10 protein-coding genes and 1 tRNA gene are annotated in these 15,588 nt (G+C 66.9%); 9 read left to right on the top strand and 2 right to left on the bottom strand.

The features are described from left to right. Positions 1–16: 16 nt before the first annotated feature. Positions 17–502 carry a DinB family protein gene (locus NOV74_RS10290; RefSeq protein ID WP_257311890.1) on the bottom strand — a complete coding sequence of 162 codons (486 nt, stop codon included), beginning with the start codon at positions 500–502 and terminating at the stop codon, positions 17–19. A gap of 125 nt (positions 503–627) precedes the next feature. On the opposite strand from NOV74_RS10290, the gene NOV74_RS10285 reads away from it, so the two are divergent. The 9 genes from NOV74_RS10285 to murJ all read left to right on the top strand — a co-directional run bounded on the left by NOV74_RS10285 (position 628) and on the right by murJ (position 12,685). Further along, entirely contained in the window at positions 628–3,219 is a 2,592-nt protein-coding gene (locus NOV74_RS10285) for a zinc-dependent metalloprotease (protein ID WP_257311887.1), read from the top strand. A gap of 14 nt (positions 3,220–3,233) precedes the next feature. Further along, positions 3,234–4,940: a gamma-glutamyltransferase gene (gene ggt / locus NOV74_RS10280; RefSeq protein ID WP_257311884.1), complete on the top strand. Its 1,707-nt coding sequence runs from the start codon at positions 3,234–3,236 to the stop codon at positions 4,938–4,940. 149 nt (positions 4,941–5,089) lie between these two features. Further along, complete coding sequence (acnB, locus tag NOV74_RS10275) at positions 5,090–7,666, top strand: bifunctional aconitate hydratase 2/2-methylisocitrate dehydratase (RefSeq protein WP_257311882.1); 2,577 nt, start codon at positions 5,090–5,092, stop codon at positions 7,664–7,666. Between the two features lie 113 nt (positions 7,667–7,779). Beyond that, positions 7,780–8,268, top strand: coding sequence for a 6,7-dimethyl-8-ribityllumazine synthase (ribH, locus tag NOV74_RS10270; RefSeq protein WP_257311878.1), 489 nt, complete (start codon positions 7,780–7,782; stop codon positions 8,266–8,268). After that, on the top strand, positions 8,269–8,736 hold the full coding sequence (gene nusB, locus NOV74_RS10265; protein ID WP_257311875.1) for a transcription antitermination factor NusB: 468 nt from the start codon (positions 8,269–8,271) through the stop codon (positions 8,734–8,736). It begins immediately after the preceding gene. A gap of 69 nt (positions 8,737–8,805) precedes the next feature. Beyond that, the gene (accB, locus tag NOV74_RS10260) at positions 8,806–9,384 is read left to right on the top strand and encodes an acetyl-CoA carboxylase biotin carboxyl carrier protein (RefSeq protein ID WP_257311872.1); all 579 of its coding nucleotides are present in this window, start codon (positions 8,806–8,808) and stop codon (positions 9,382–9,384) included. Positions 9,385–9,386: 2 nt separating this feature from the next. Continuing rightward, entirely contained in the window at positions 9,387–10,817 is a 1,431-nt protein-coding gene (gene accC / locus NOV74_RS10255) for an acetyl-CoA carboxylase biotin carboxylase subunit (protein WP_257311869.1), read from the top strand. 150 nt (positions 10,818–10,967) lie between these two features. Further along, positions 10,968–11,043 (top strand) — tRNA-Thr (locus NOV74_RS10250). Positions 11,044–11,083: 40 nt separating this feature from the next. Further along, positions 11,084–12,685 carry a murein biosynthesis integral membrane protein MurJ gene (murJ, locus tag NOV74_RS10245; RefSeq protein ID WP_257311866.1) on the top strand — a complete coding sequence of 534 codons (1,602 nt, stop codon included), beginning with the start codon at positions 11,084–11,086 and terminating at the stop codon, positions 12,683–12,685. A gap of 48 nt (positions 12,686–12,733) precedes the next feature. Here the strand turns inward: murJ and NOV74_RS15355 are convergent, their stop codons facing one another. After that, positions 12,734–15,448: an alpha/beta fold hydrolase gene (locus NOV74_RS15355; protein WP_306672401.1), complete on the bottom strand. Its 2,715-nt coding sequence runs from the start codon at positions 15,446–15,448 to the stop codon at positions 12,734–12,736. Between the last annotated feature and the right edge of the window lie 140 nt (positions 15,449–15,588).

The raw sequence follows: 15,588 nt of genomic DNA, 5'->3' as shown, positions 1-15,588 counted from the left end.
AGTGGGGGCCGGTGAGCTATCGCTGTTGCCAGGCCGCCAGGTTCCGCTGGATCTGGGCGGTGTGGATCTCCAGGTGGGCTGCGTAGCTCCGCAGCCAGTCATCGGTGCCGTAGGTGCCGCTGTGCGTGTGCTGCCCCATGCGGCCCCAGGCCTCTTCCGGCAACCGGTCGAGGGTGGCCGCGGTGTGGGCCCGCACCATCTCGATCAGTCGCAGGGCCAGCTCCGGATCGGCAGCGTGGTAGTCGAACCGCTTCGCCCAGGCATTCTCGTCGTAGCCCACGATGAGCGGTTCGGGCTCGGCCAGCAGGAGCCGGATGCGGATGGCCGCATAGGTCTCCGAGTCCGCGCAATGCACCACCACCTCGTGGGCGCTCCACTTGCCTTCGCCGGGCTGCCAGGTGCGAGCCTCCGCCGGCATGTCCTCCCAGGCCTGGCGGAGCAGCGTGGGTCCCTGGCGATAGCGAGTGAGATGAGCTTCCCGGGTGGCGGCGTCGAAGGGCATGGGCACCTCGGGCCCAGTGTCACATCCTCCTGGCCCGCCAGGGAAGGCTCCAAGGGCATCTCGATCATAAGCCTCGAATTGCGAGGCAAGCCTGTCTATCATGGGCCAGATCCCCTGGAGTCCCCATGTCTTCCCGATGCCTGACCAGCCTCGCCTTGGCCCTCGCGGCCAGCCTGCTCACCGCCCAGCGTCCTACCATCCAAGCTCCGCCCACCAATGGGGGCACCGCCGCGCCGCGGCCGGCGGCCGCACCGGAGCCAGCGGAACCCAAACCCTACGACAAGGTCATCACCGCCGAGGCCAAGTCCCAGGAGGGCCTGATCAAGGTCCACCAGGTGAAGGGCAAGCTCTACTTGGAGATCCCCAAAGCGCGGCTGGATCGCGAACTGCTGCTGGTGGTCTCGGCCAACCGCACCCCGGCCAACATTGACCACGCTGGCCGGGTGCTCGATGCGGACACCGTGCGCTGGGTGCTGAAGGAGCATCGGGTCCTGCTCCAGCAAGTCTCCCATTCGGTGGTGGCCGATCCAACCCAGCCCATCGCCAAGGCCGTGGATGCTTCCACCAACGGCACCATTCTCATGAGCTTCCCCGTGGAGGCCTTCGCCAAGGACGGCTCACCGGTCATCGAGGCCACCCGCCTGTTCACCACGGAGATCCCCGAGTACAGCGCTCGCCAGCTGCTGGGCGCCCAGCTGTTCGACCCCTCGCGCAGCTTTGTGGACAAGGTGAAGGCCTTCCCGGCCAACCTGAACATCGAAGCCCTGCAGACTTACAGCGTGCCCTTCAGCCCCGCGGGCGCCGCGCCCTTCCCCGCACCGTCGCCCTTCGGCACACCCACGCTGCGGCCCGGCACCAGCGGCACCGTGACGATGTTCTACTCCTTCGTCGAGCTGCCGGAAAAGCCCATGATGCCCCGCGTCTTCGACGAGCGCCTGGGCTTCTTCAGCGTGCGGAACACCGACTATGGCCGCCCCGAGCATGAGGCTGCCCGCCGCACCTACATCACCCGCTGGCGCCTGGAGAAGAAGGATCCCGCCGCCGCCGTGAGCGAGCCCGTCAAGCCCATCACGTTCTACATCGATCGCGCCACCCCGGCCCAGTGGGTACCGTTCGTGAAGAAGGGCGTGGAGGCCTGGCAGCCGGCCTTCGCGGCCGCCGGCTTCAAGCAGGCCATCGTGGCCAAGCTGGCCCCGTCCAAGGAGGAGGATCCTGACTTCGACGCCGGAGACGCCCGCTACTCGGTGATCCGCGGGGTGCCTTCGCCGGTGGCCAACGCCTACGGGCCCCACATCAGCGACCCCCGCACCGGCGAGATCCTCGAAGCCGACATCGTGATCTACCACAACATCCTCCAGCTCCAGCGCGACTGGTACTTCACCCAGGTGGCGCCCCTGGACAAGCGGGCCCAGACCCTGCCCATGCCAGACGACCTCATGGGCGAGCTGCTGGCCTACGTGGTGACCCACGAGGTGGGCCACTCCCTGGGCTTCCCTCACAACTTCAAGGCCAGCTCCCAGTATCCCTTCGACAAGATCCGCGACAAGGCCTGGGTCAAGAAGATGGGCCACGTGTCCACCTTGATGGACTACTGCCGCTTCAACTACGTGGCCCAGCCCGAGGACGGCTTCGCCCCCGCAGACCTGATCCCGAAGATCGGCCCCTACGACACCTTCGCCGTGAAGTGGGGCTACACGCCCATTCCCGCGGCGAAGACCGCCGATGACGAGAAGGCCACCCTCAACGAGTGGCTGAAGGTCCAGGAGACAGAGCCCTGGCTCCGCTTCTCCACCGCCGGCGGCGCGGGCGTCGATCCTGGCGAGCAGACCGAAGCCGTGGGTGACGCGGACGCCGTGAAGGCCACGACGCTCGGCACGAAGAACCTCCAGCGCATCATGGGGTTCCTGCCGAAGGCCGCCCTGAAGCCCGGCGAGGATTTCAAGGACTTCGCCCACCTCTACGAGGCCATCTGGGGCCAGTGGCGCCGGGAGCTGGGCCACGTGGCCGTGCTCGTGGGCGGCTTCGACACCGAGAACAAGCACGCCGGGCAGGATGGCGGCCGGTTCACGCCCGTGCCCCGGACCCGCCAGGCCGAGGCTGTGAACTACCTCAACGGGGCCGTCTTCAAGACGCCCACTTGGCTGCTGGATCCCGCCTTGTTGGCCAAGCTGGAGCCCGACGCGGGGCAGGCCCGACTGCTCGCGGCCCAGCGTGGTGTGCTGACCACCCTGCTGGACCGCGCGCGCCTGTCCCGCCTGGAAGAGCAGGAGACTCTGCTGGGGGACAAGTCCTACACCGCCGCCCGGCTGCTGGCGGATCTGCGTGGCGGCGTCTTCACCGAGCTCCAGGCCCCCGGGGCGAAGGTCGCCCCCGCCCGCCGGAACCTCCAGCGCGCCTACCTGGAGCTCCTGGGCAACCTGCTGAACCAGGCGCCGGCCCCCAGCCTGGCCATGGGCGGGCTGGGCATGTCCCAGCTGCCCGTGAACACCAGCGACGACACCCGCGGCGTGGTCCGCGCCGAGCTGAAGGCCCTTCAGGCCCTGGTGGCCAGGCCCGGCGGCGACAAGGCCCTCCGCGCCCACCTCGATGACCTGAAGGATCAGATCACCCGAATCCTCGATCCCAAGTTCGCCGCTCCGACCGGCCTCACCACCGCGATCTCCACCCGTCGCGGCATCGAGACCTGCTGGCCCGGCGTGGACGACGACCAGAATTGATGCCCGGAGATCCCATGCGCCCGCTGTTCCGCTCCCTGCTCCCGGTTGCCGCCAGCCTGGTGGTCCTGTCCCCCCTGCTTGGTGGGGACCGGGTCACGGGTCGGGCCTTCGCCACCCGCTCCGAGGTGGCGGCCCAGCACGGCATGGCCTGTACCAGCCAGGCCCTGGTGACCCAGATCGCCCTGGATGTGCTTAAGCAGGGTGGCTCCGCCGTGGACGCGGCCATCGCGGCGGACGCGGCCCTGGGCCTCATGGAGCCCACGGGCAGCGGCATGGGCGGCGACCTCTACGCCATCGTGTGGGACGCCAAGACGAAGAAGCTGCATGGCCTCAACGGCAGCGGGCGCTCGCCGAAGTCCCTCACCCTCGACCATTTCAAGAAGCTGGGCCTCAAGCACATCCCGGCCCAGGGTCCCTTGCCCGTGAGCGTGCCCGGCTGCGTGGACGGCTGGTTCGAGCTGCACAAGAAGTTCGGCAAGCTGCCCATGGCGCAGGTGCTGGCGCCGGCCATCCGGTACGCCAAGGATGGGTTCCCGGTATCTGAGCTCATCGCCTACTACTGGGGCCGCAGCGTGCCCGCGCTGGGCAAGTACCCGGGCTTCCTAAAAACCTTCACCGTGGACGGCAAGCGCGGACCGGTGAGCGGAGAAGTATTCCGCAACCCGCGCCTGGCCAGGACCCTGGAGCTCCTGGCCAGGGACGGCCGCGACGCCTTCTACAAGGGGGAGATCGCCCGGAAGATCGACGCCTACATGAAGGCCAACGGCGGCTTCCTCAGCTACGACGACCTGGCCGCCCATCACTCGGACTGGGTGGAGCCGGTGAGCGTCAACTACCGCGGCTACGACGTGTGGGAACTGCCCCCCAACGGCCAGGGCATCGCCGCGCTCCAGATGCTCAACATCCTCGAAGGCTACGACTTCTCGAAGATCCCCTTCGGCAGCCCCCAGCATGTGCACCTGTTCGCGGAGGCCAAGAAGCTGGCCTTCGAGGACCGGGCCAAGTTCTATGCTGATGCGGATTTCATGAAGGTGCCCCTGTCCTGGCTGCTCTCGAAGGACTACGCCGCCCAGCGCCGGGCCCTCATCGGCGACCGCGCGTCGCGACGCCTGGAGGCGGGCCACCCGCCCCTGAAGGAAGGCGACACCGTCTACCTCACCACCGCCGACGGCGAAGGCAACATGGTGAGCCTCATCCAGAGCAACTACCGCGGCATGGGCAGCGGCATGACGCCCGGCGACCTGGGCTTCTGCCTCCAGGACCGCGGCGAGCTGTTCAACCTCGAAGAGGGCAATGCCAACACTTACGCGCCCGGCAAGCGGCCCTTCCACACCATCATCCCGGGCTTCATCACCAAGGACGGCGTGCCCTTCCTCAGCTACGGCGTCATGGGCGGCGAGTTCCAGCCCATGGGCCATGTCCAGATCGTCATGAACCTGATCGACTTCGGCATGAACGCCCAGGAGGCCGGCGACGCGCCCCGCATGAGCCACGACGGCTCACCTGAGCCCACGGGCGAGAAGGGCAAGCTGCCAGGTACCATCCAGCTGGAGAGTGGCTTCCCCTACGAGACCATCCGCGAGCTGATGAACCGCGGCCACGGCGTGGGCTGGATGTTCGGTGGCTACGGCGGCTACCAGGCCATCCGGTGGGATCCCAAACAGAAGGTCTACTTCGGGGCCAGCGAGTCGCGGAAGGACGGCCAGGCGGCAGGCTACTAGGAATTAGCCTCGATCAGAACCCTGACCGAAGATGCCCCAGGGCCGCCCATGTAGAATGGACGTGGCGGGAGACTGCGCCTGCCGACGCGGGGACGGTGCCCCGCACTGCCATCCGTTCGCGCCCAGTGGCGTTCTCAGGGGAGTTGACCGTGCTGCAAGCCTATCGCCAACATGTCGCCGAACGTGCCGCCCTTGGCATTCCCGCCCTGCCGCTCACCGAGGCACAGACGGCTGAGCTCACCGAGCTGCTGGCCAAGCCCCCCAAAGGCGAAGAGGCTTTCCTGCTGGATCTCCTGACGCATCGCGTCCCCGCTGGCGTGGATGATGCCGCCCGGGTGAAGGCTGCCTTCCTGGCCAGTGTGGCCAGCGGCAAGGAGAAGGTGGCCCTGGTCTCCCGCGAGAAGGCTACGGAGCTGCTGGGCACCATGCTGGGCGGCTTCAACGTGAAGCCCCTCATCGACCTGCTGGACGATGCCCAGGTGGGCACCCTCGCTGCCGAAGGCCTCAAGAAGACCCTGCTGGTCTTCGACGCCTTCGCGGACGTGAAGGCCAAGGCTGATGCGGGGAACAAGAACGCCCAGGCCGTGCTGAAGTCCTGGGCCGAGGCCGAGTGGTTCACCAGCCGCCCCGAGGTGCCCCAGAGCCTGACCCTGACGGTCTTCAAAGTCAGCGGCGAAACCAATACCGACGATCTCTCCCCGGCCCCCGACGCGTGGAGCCGCCCTGACATCCCGCTCCACGCCGTGGCCATGCTGAAGAACGCCCGCCCCGGCATCAACCCTGACGAGCCTGGCAAGGTGGGCCCCCTCAAGCAGCTGGAAGCGCTCAAGGCCAAGGGCCACCTGGTGGCTTACGTGGGCGACGTGGTGGGCACGGGTTCCTCCCGCAAGTCCGCCACCAACTCCGTGCTGTGGTTCACGGGCGAGGACATCCCCTTCGTGCCCAACAAACGCTTCGGCGGCGTCTGCCTCGGCTCCAAGATCGCCCCCATCTTCTACAACACCATGGAAGATGCCGGCGCCCTGCCCATCGAGCTGGACGTCAACGGCATGGAGATGGGTGATGTCATCGAGCTGCGCCCCTACGAGGGCAAGGCCCTGAAGAACGGCAAAGTCATCGCCGAATTCAAGGTGAAGTCCGACGTCATCTTCGACGAAGTCCGTGCCGGGGGCCGCATCCCCCTCATCATCGGTCGCGGCCTCACCGCCAAGGCCCGCGCGGCCCTGGGCCTGCCGGCCTCCACCACCTTCCGCCTGCCCGCAATCCCCAAGGACACCGGCAAGGGCTTCAGCCTGGCCCAGAAGATGGTCGGCAAAGCCTGTGGCGTGGCCGGCATCCGCCCCGGCACCTACTGCGAGCCCAGGATGACCACCGTGGGTTCCCAGGACACCACGGGCCCCATGACCCGCGACGAACTGAAGGACCTGGCCTGCCTGCAGTTCTCCGCCGACATGGTGATGCAGTCCTTCTGTCACACCGCGCCCTACCCCAAGCCTGTGGACGTGAAGACCCACCGCGAGCTGCCGCCCTTCATCACCAACCGCGGCGGCGTGTCGCTGAAGCCCGGAGACGGCGTCATCCACAGCTGGCTGAACCGCCTGCTCCTGCCCGATACGGTTGGCACCGGCGGCGACTCCCACACCCGCTTCCCCATCGGCATCTCCTTCCCCGCGGGCTCGGGCCTGGTGGCCTTCGCTGCCGCCACGGGCGTCATGCCCCTGGACATGCCGGAGTCCGTGCTGGTGCGCTTCAAGGGTGAGCTGCAGCCCGGCGTGACCCTCCGCGACCTGGTGAACGCCATCCCCTACTACGCCATCCAGCAGGGCCTCCTCACCGTCGAGAAGAAGGGCAAGAAGAACATCTTCAGCGGCCGCATCCTCGAGATCGAGGGGCTGCCCAAGCTGAAGGTGGAACAGGCCTTCGAGCTGTCTGACGCCTCCGCCGAGCGGTCCGCCGCCGGCTGCGCCGTGCGCTTGGACAAGGAACCGATCATCGAGTACATGACCTCGAACATCACGCTCATGAAGTGGATGATCGCCAACGGCTACGAGCACCGCCAGACCCTGGAGAACCGCATCAAGGCCATGCAGGCCTGGATCGCCAAGCCCGAGCTGCTGGCGCCCGATGCGGATGCCGAGTACGCCGCCGTCATCGAGATCAACCTCGCCGATGTCAAGGAACCCCTGGTGGCCTGCCCCAACGATCCGGACGACGTCAAGCTCCTGTCCACGGTCGCTGGCGACAAGATCGACGAGGTGTTCATCGGCTCCTGCATGACCAACATCGGCCACTTCCGCGCCGCCGGGAAGCTGCTGGACGGCAAGAGCGACATCCCCACCCGGCTCTGGATCGCCCCGCCCACCAAGATGGACGAGTATGTCCTCACCCAGGAGGGCTACTACGGCATCCTCGGCCGCACGGGCGCCCGCATGGAGATGCCCGGCTGCTCGCTGTGCATGGGCAACCAGGCCCAGATCCGCAAGGGCAGCACGGCCATGTCCACCTCCACCCGCAACTTCCCCAACCGCCTGGGCCTCGACACCCGCGTCTACCTGGGCTCCGCGGAGCTGGCCGCCATCTGCGCCTTGATCGGCAGGATCCCCACCGTGGCCGAATACATGGAGCAGGTCGGCATCGTCGGCCAGAAGTCCGCCGACATCTACCGCTACATGAACTTCGACCAGATCCCGGACTTCCGCGAGATCGCCGACACCGTCCAGGTTTAGGTTTTATCCACCTCGGAAAAGGCCCGGAGCCATGCCCCGGGCCTTTTCCGGGTGACCGCTCAGGCGGGGTATGCTAGTCTCATCAGTTCTTGACCACCTTTCGGGGGGTTCCCATGGGGATCTTTGAGGGCCACATCCGCGTCCACGACGGCGATCGCTTCGCGCTGGTGGCTTCGCGCTGGAACGATTTCATCGTCGACCGCCTCATCGAGGGCGCGAAGGACTGCATCCTCCGCCACGGCGGCCACGAGGAGCAGATGGACCTCATCCGCGTCCCGGGAAGCTTCGAGCTGCCGCAGGCGGCCAAGCTGGCCGCCCAGAGCGGCCGCTACGCCGGCATCATCGTGCTCGGCTCGGTGATCCGCGGCGGCACCCCCCACTTCGACATGATCGCCGCCGAGGTCACCAAGGGCGCCGCCCAGGTGGCCCTGGAGACCGGCTTGCCGCTGTCCTTCGGCGTGCTGACCACCGACAGCGTCGAGCAGGCCATCGATCGGGCCGGCGCCAAGATGGGCAACAAGGGCTGGGAGGCCGCCCAGAGCGTCCTTGAGATGGCCGACCTCGCCCACACGCTGAAGGCTGGAACCAAGGGGCGAAAGTAGATGGGTGTCCGTCGCCGAGGGCGCGAGTACGCCCTGCAAATGCTGTATGCCATGGACCTGACCGGCTACCAGCCGGACCAGGTGTTTGCGGGTTTCTACGCCATCCAGGATCTGAACCGGGATGCCTTCTACTATGCCCGGCGGCTGGTGGACGGCGTGCATGGCCACATGGACGAGATCGACGGCGTGCTGACGAAGTACGCTGAGCACTGGAAGATCCACCGCATGGCCGCCGTGGATCGCAACCTGCTGCGGCTGGGGCTCTACGAGCTGATGTACGTCAAGGAAGTGCCCTTCCCCATCGTCATCAACGAAGCCCTGGAGATCGTGAAGGAATTCAGCGACCAGGAAGGCACGCAATTCCTCAATGGCATTCTGGATGCTGCCCGCAAAGAGTTCCGCCCCGAAGAAACCGGCCCCCGGCTGCGCAAGAAGGCCCTGGCCGTGGATCCCCCCGAAGAATCGTGACCTGACCCTCTCAGGCTGGTTTGGTATGCTCGTTCCCTTCCCCAGCCTGATCCGATCGTTGGAGCCCTGATGAGCACCTCCCGCAAGAAATCTGCAGCCGCCAAGAAGCCCGCTCCGGCCCCCAAGCCTGCTGCCCTCAAGGCCGCCCCCAAGGCCACCCCACCCCGCACCACCTCGGGTGGCCCCCTGGGCCTGGAGGAAATCAAGGCGCTCATCGCCCTGGTCGGCCGGGAGCCCTTCCAGGAGTTCGAGTTCGAGGCCGGCGACATGCGCTTCCGCATCCGGAAGGATGGCCCGGTCCCCGTGGTCCAGGCCGCCCCGGTCATGCTCGCCGCGCCCGCGCCTCAACCTTTCCCTGCCATGGCGATTCCCGCGGCCCAGCCGGCGGCCCCCGCGGAGGAACCAGGGATCCACTACGTCACCAGTCCCATCGTCGGCACCTTCTACCGCGCCTCCAACCCCACCGCGACCCCCTACGCCTCCCCCGGCGATTTCGTGAAGCCTGGCCAGACCCTCTGCATCGTCGAGGCCATGAAACTCATGAACGAGATCGAGTGCGACGTGGCTGGTGAGATCGTCAAGGTGCTGGTGGAAAACGGTACTCCCGTCGAATACGGCGAGCGCCTCTTCGCGGTCCGGATCGGTTAGCCATGGCCTCCGCCATCAAGCGCAAGGGCTCGCAGCCCGCACCCCCCGCGCCGGACGAACCGCCGTTCAAGAAGATCCTCATCGCCAACCGCGGTGAGATCGCACTGCGCGTGATCCTGGCCTGCAAGGAGATGGGCATCCAGACCGTGGCCGTCTACTCCGAGGCCGACCGCAATGCGCTGCACGTGCGCTTCGCGGACGAGGAAGTGTGCATCGGTCCCGCCCCGTCCTCCAAGTCCTACCTCAACATCCCCCAGGTGATCGCGGCGGCGGAAGTGACCGGCGCCGAAGCCATCCATCCCGGCTACGGCTTCCTCAGCGAGAACGCGCACTTCGTGGAAGTCTGCCAAGCCTGCGGCATCACCTTCATCGGGCCCAGCCCCGAGATCATCCGCAAGATGGGCAACAAGGCCCAGGCCAAGGCCACCATGCTGGACGCGGGCGTGCCCCTCATGCCCGGCAGCGACGGCATCATCGAGACGGTCGAAGAGGCCCTGATCGTGGCCGAGCAGATCGGCTATCCCGTCATCGTCAAGGCCAGCGCGGGGGGCGGCGGACGCGGCATGCGCATCTGCAACAATCCCGAGGAGCTGCCGGACCTCTACAACAACGCCCGCAGCGAGGCCAAGGGCGCCTTCGGCGATGACAGCGTCTACATGGAGAAGTACCTCTTGGAGCCGCGCCACATCGAAGTCCAGATCATGGGCGACCTCTTCGGCAACGTGGTGCACCTCGGCGAGCGCGAGTGCTCCATCCAGCGCCGCCATCAGAAGCTCATCGAGGAAAGCCCCAGCGCTGTCCTCGATCCCGCCCTGCGCCAGCGCATCTGCGACACCGCCGTGCGCGCCGCGAAGTCCGTGGGTTACTACAATGCAGGCACCATCGAGTTCCTCCTCGACAAGCGCGGCGACTTCTTCTTCATGGAGATGAACACCCGCGTCCAGGTGGAGCACCCCGTCACCGAGCTGGTCACGGGCATCGACATCGTGAAGGAGCAGCTCCGCATCGCCGCCGGCCAGAAGCTGAGCTTCCGGCAGGAAGACGTGGTCCAGAAAGGCCACGCCATCGAGTGCCGCATCAATGCCGAGGATCCCTTCAAGTTCACGCCCTGCCCCGGCCGCATCACGGCCCTGCACTTCCCCGGCGGCCCCGGCATCCGCGTGGACACCGCCATGCACCAGGACGCCGTGATCCCCCCCCACTACGACTCCATGGTGGCGAAGCTCATCGCCTACGGCGCCAACCGCCCTGAGGCCATCGCCCGCATGCGCCGCGCCCTGGACACCCTGGTGATCGAAGGCATCAAGACCACCGCGCCCCTGCATCGCCGCATCATGGACCATCCCGACTTCATCGCTGGCACCTTCTCCACCAATTGGATGGAGGGCTTCCTCGAAGAACTGAAGCGGAATCCAGTCGGGGATCCGCGGTAGCGGGTCGAAGCGGATGCGGGTCCATGTTCAGGCGACTGAATGTCGCCTGAACATTGGGCCCCCGCACCGCTGAGAATAATAACCAGGTCGGCCACAGGCTTCCTCGACGACGTTTAGCAAAGCCGCAAAATCCGATAGACTGGATCCCGTGCCGCTATAGCTCAGTTGGTAGAGCGCCCGCCTTGTAAGCGGATGGTCGTTGGTTCAATTCCGACTAGCGGCTCCAATTCGGGGAGCCTCATGGACCACTTCGCCCAGTGCCGACCGTGAGCGATCCCACCCCCGTCCGCCCCAGCCTGCTCCGTTCCGCGGGAGTCGTGGGGTTCATGACCCTGTTGAGTCGGCTCACCGGCCTGCTCCAGACCTTCTTCCTTAGTCACGTGTTGGGGGCGGGCGCGGCGGCGGACGCTTACTTCGTGGCCTTCCGCCTGCCCAACCTCCTGCGCCGCTTCACGGCCGAGGGCACCATGACCGCGGCCTTCCTGCCCACGCTGGCGGAAGCCGAGGCCGCGGAGGGCGAAGCCGCCGTGAGGGCCGTGGCGGCCCGGTTCCTCGGCACCCTCCTGACCATCCTGCTACTCGGCGTGGCCCTGGTGCTGATCTTCATGGGTCCCCTCGCCGGCCTGCTCACCCTGGGGCGGCCCGAGGTCCAGGGCGAGTTGACCACCCGGCTGGGCCGGATCATGTTTCCCTACCTGGCCCTGGTGAGCCTTACCGCGGGCTTCGCGGGCCTGCTGAATCTGCGCCACCGCTTTGCGCTCGCGGCGTCGGTCTCGATCTTCTGGAACCTGGCCTTCATCGCCTTCGGCTGGACGAGCCTCCGGGTGCTGGAACGGACGGGGCGCGTCCCCTACGAGACGGTCGCCGTCGTGTGCGCCCTTGCCGTGCTGGCGGGTGGTGTGCTCCAACTCCTCGTCCTGCTGCCCGCCATTCGGAAGGAAGGCTTCGGGCTCTCCTTCGGCCTGCACCTGCGCGATCCATGGGTGTTCAAGACCCTCAAGCGCATGGGCCCGGGCCTGCTGGCCGCAGGCATCTACCCCATCAACGCCCTCATCAGCACCACCCTCGCCTCGAAGCTGCCCAACGGCGCCCAGACCGTGCTTTTCAACAGCGGCATGATGAGTGAAATGGTCATGGGCCTCTTCGCCATGAGCCTCGCCACCGCTGGCCTGCCCACCCTCTCGCGCCAGGCCGAAGCCCGGGACTGGCCGGCCCTGAACCGCAGCCTCACGCAATCCATTTCCGCCTCGGCCCTGCTGGTGCTGCCCGCTTCCGTGGGCCTGGCGGTGCTGTCACGGCCCATCTGCGCCCTGCTCTTCCGCACCGGCGCCTACACGCCAGCCGCTTCGGACTGGACGGCCCTGACGCTGGTGTTCCAGTCCGTGGGCCTGGTCTTCGTGGCGGCCCAGCGGCTGGGCAACCAGGCCCTCTACGCCCTCAAGGACTACCGTGGCCCCGCCGCCCTGGCTGGCGGAACGTTGCTGTTGAATGTGGCCCTCAGCCTCGCCCTGCTAAGGCCCCTCGGCACCGGTGGTCTCGCCCTGGCCAATGGCCTCGCCAGCCTCGCCGGCCTGCTGGGCGTGCTGCTGCGCCTGCGCCCGCGCCTGCCCGGCCTCAACCTGCGCCCCCTCCTGAACGCCACGGCCAAGGCCTTGGCCGCCTCGCTCCTCATGGGCCTGCTGGCCTGGGCGGGTGCGAGGCTGCTGGGGATGGACACTCCCCACGCCTTCCGCCGGGCGGGGTTGACCCTGCGCCTGCTGCCCCTCATCGGAGTCTGTGCGGCCGCCTACGGTCTCGCCACGGTGGTTCTGGGTCATCCCGAGGCCCGCCAACTATCCGACAAAATCCGGCAGAAGCTGGGGCGGTAACGGGAAAGGGCCGGGCGAAGCCCGGCCCTTTCATTAAGTCTCCAGCCTTCAGTTCTGCAGTTCCACCGTGACCACCGCGCCGCCCATCCGGGGGCTCGTCTCCACGGTCTTGAGCAGCTTGCGGCTGGTGGTGTCCACCCACAGGGTCTTGCTGCCGGGATCGCCCTCGGCGGAGGTCACCTCCACCTTCCAGGCCTTGAAGCTGCCCGCGGGCACCTTCAGCTCCTCCTGGCCCAGCACCTTGGCCTGCTTGAGCTGGACCTTCTGGCGCTGGATGTCCACGTTGCGGAAGGTGACGGTGTAGCCCTCCGCCAGAGGCAGACAGGCTAGGGCGTCCTCGGCCCCGGAGCCTTCCGCGTAGGCCCCGCCGCCCAGCTCGATGCTGAAGGGCTTGGCGTTGCCACCCATGGCCATGGTCCCGGTGGCCTTGCCGCCGTCGAAGGCCATCTCGATGACCACCGGGCCCTGCTTCACCTGGCGCTTCAGGGGCACCAAGGTAGCCAGAGCCATGGTGGTAGTGTCCACCGCTTCGCCGCCCGGCAGCTTGGTGGCATCCGTCACCACCCAGGTTCCGGTCTCTTCCTTCACCGTCCGGACCATGGAGATGGCCATGGAGCGCGGTCCCATGGCGAAGGTGCCCGCGTAGGTGAAGGTGCCGGCCGTGGGCTTGGCGACGGGCTTGGGAACGGTCACGGAGGCTGTGTCGGCCTTCTTCGCCAGCACCACGGTCTTGGGATCCACCGTGATCTCCGGCAGGCGCTTCATGACATCCGGCTTGCCACCCTCCTGGTAGCGGCCCTTGAGGTACTTGGCCAGGAACGTTTCCGCGGCCGCGAACATGGCCTGGTTGTTGACGGGGCGGGCGAAGCCGTGGCCCTCATCCGGCGCGCAGAGATACTCCACCGGGAAGCCCCGGTCCCGCAGGGCGATGACGATCTGGTCGCTCTCGGCCTTCTTCACGCGGGGATCATTGGCGCCCTGCACCACCATGAGGGGCGTGTGGATCTTCGCCGCGGAATTCAGCGGGGACTGGCGTTCCAGCTGCTTCTTGCCCTCCGGCGTGTTGGGGTCGCCCATGCGCTCGTGGAAAATGATGCGGCCCGCTTCCCAGTACGGGGGAATGGTTTCCAGCAAGGTCAGCAGGTTGGAGGGGCCCACGATGGAGACTGCTGCCGCGTAGAGGTCCGGTGTGAAGGCCACACCGGCCAGCGTGGCGTAGCCGCCGTAGGAGCCACCCAGGATGCCCACCCGCTTGGGATCCGCGATGCCCTGGGCCACGAGATGCTTCACGCCCCAGGTGAGGTCGTCCTGCATGAGGTCGCCCCACTGCTTGTTGCCGGCGTTGAGGAACTTCTTCCCGTAGCCGGTGGAGCCCCGGAAGTTCGGCTGCAGTACGGCGTAGCCACGATTGGCGAGGAACTGGGCCAGGCTGTTGTAGCCCCAGGTGTCCCGAGCCCAGGGGCCACCGTGCGGCACCACCACGAGGGGCAGGCCCTTGGCGGGCACGCCCTTGGGCAGGCTGAGGTAGGCGGGGATCTCCAGGCCATCGCTGGATTTGTAGCGGATGGGCTGCATGGCGACCATGTACTGGCGGGGCAGCTCCTCGCGGGAGACGTATTCGAGGCTCAGCTTCTTGGTGCGGCGGTCGAAGAGGTAGCGCGTGCCGGGGTCCCGGTCACTGTAGCTCGTCACCATCACCAGCTGCTCGTCAGTAGTCATGGATCCAAGGCTGATCTCCCGGCCCGGCAGCTTCTTCTGCAGCAGCTTGTAGTCCGCTTCCCAAGCCTTGTCCTTCCAGTAGATCCGGGTGCGGTCATCGTCGTAGGTCGTGGCGATCAACTCATCTGTGAGATCGGAGAACACGGCGGAACCGAAGTCCACGCGGCCCTTGGGATCGGATTCGAGCTTCTCCTCCTTGCCGCTGGTGGGGTCGAAGAGCACCAGCTCCGTGAGATCCCGGGCACCCTTGTTCGTTTCCAGATAGACCCGCTTGCCGTCCTTGTGGAAGTTGATCGGCGCCGCGGACTCGAAGACGGTGCACTCGTAGACCTTCTTGAAGCCCTCGGGATCCACGCGGAGGATCTCGGTATCGCCCTTGTCCGTGGTGCGCAGGGCGAGGCGCAAGTTTCCCTGCTTGTCGAACACCCAGCCGGCGATGCGCTCGGTGTTCTTGCGAATGAGCGTACGCTCACCCGTGGAGATCTTCACCTTGTAGACGTCATGCCAGGCCGCGTCGCGGTCGTTGAGGCCCACATAGATCGTGTCGGGATCCGCCTTGGGCACGGCATAGATCATGGCCCGGGCGCCCTTGGCGGCCGTCAGATTGCGAGCCTCGGGCGCGTCCTTGCCGGCTGCGGGCGCCGCGGCGGGATCCACAGCATAGACATTGAAGTTCTCGTCGCCGTCCTTGTCCTGCACGAAGAGGATCTGCTTGCCGTCCCGGCTCCAGAAGAAGGCCGGGATGGGGCGCTTGGGGTCCGCCGTGAGCAGTCGCCCCTTCGCGTAGGGCTCACCCACCTTCTTGACCCAGATGTTGCGGGTCTCCTTGTAGGGCTTGAGGAAGGCGATCCATTTCCCGTCGGGCGAAAGCTGGGCGCCGGCAATCTCGGGGTTGCCGAAGAACTTGTCCCGGTCGATGAGGGGCGGTAGCTGGCTCTTATTGACCTCGGCCACCGGGGGCACCTTGGCACCCAGGGCGGGCAGCGCCAGGGCCAGGACAAGGCCAGACCACAGGAGGCTGGACAGGGACACATGACGTTTCATGGGCTTGAGCTCCTTGGAAAGAATGGATGGGAAACCCAGGTTACGCCGAAGTTGACCCGAGGGTTGAGCATGAATCTCGGAGTCCGAACCACCCGATGACCGGGCCCCTCCGCCATGGCACAGTGCGGTGGGGGTCCTCC

Origin of the sequence: Geothrix fuzhouensis, from assembly GCF_024609325.1 — a bacterium.
GTDB lineage: Bacteria > Acidobacteriota > Holophagae > Holophagales > Holophagaceae > Geothrix > Geothrix fuzhouensis.
Note: the sequence above shows the minus strand (reverse complement) of the source record. Positions and strands in the feature narration are given on the sequence as shown.